This is a genomic window from Pseudomonas sp. K8 (assembly GCF_014889455.1).
GTDB lineage: Bacteria > Pseudomonadota > Gammaproteobacteria > Pseudomonadales > Pseudomonadaceae > Aquipseudomonas > Aquipseudomonas veronii.
This window is the reverse complement of sequence record NZ_VJWO01000170.1, coordinates 1-691: the sequence shown is the minus strand read 5'-3', so window position 1 is coordinate 691 and position 691 is coordinate 1. Positions and strand designations below refer to the sequence as shown.

Here is a 691-nt window from a genome sequence, read left to right as displayed (position 1 = left end):
GTATTACGCCATCAGCCCGAGGCAATCGGGCTGACGCTGGACACCGAAGGGTGGGCTGACGTTGATGCACTGATCGCCGGCGCAACGTCAGCTGGCCGAGAGCTGGATCTGGCACTTATCCAGCAGATCGTGAGCACGAACGACAAGAAGCGCTTCACGCTCTCCGATGACAACAGCCGCATTCGTGCAGTGCAAGGTCACTCCACCGATAGCGTTGCCATACAGCACATTGCCAAGGTTCCTCCTGCATTGCTTTACCACGGAACGGCGACGCGGAACCTTGAGTCGATCCTGGCGGAAGGGCTACGCCCGGGCCAGCGACAGCATGTGCACCTTTCCGAAGACACCACCACCGCCACGACCGTTGGCCAGCGTTACGGCAGTCCTATCGTGCTGACAGTTGATGCGCTTCGCATGCATCAACAGGGCTATACGTTCTTCCAGGCTGACAATGGCGTCTGGCTGACTGACCACGTGCCGAGGGAGTTCGTAAAGCACAGTGTGTAGCGGAACTGCTGTATCCCGAGGCCAGCAATCCTCTCGTAGGGCCGATCAACCCAGGCTCTCCCACAGCCGTCAGGGTCGATTGCCGACATTGCGGCAGGGAACAGAGCCATCAAAAACGGTCAATCTCACCGAGTATTGCGACGTGGAGCGATCGAGTCCGAAGCTTTGCGCACCGGATATTGGT

General features: G+C 58.8%; 1 protein-coding gene. It reads left to right on the top strand.

The features are described from left to right. Window positions 1-507: RNA 2'-phosphotransferase (locus INT12_RS30780; RefSeq protein WP_193059215.1), on the top strand; the 507-nt coding region annotated here is incomplete at its 5' end. Window positions 508-691 lie beyond the last annotated feature (184 nt).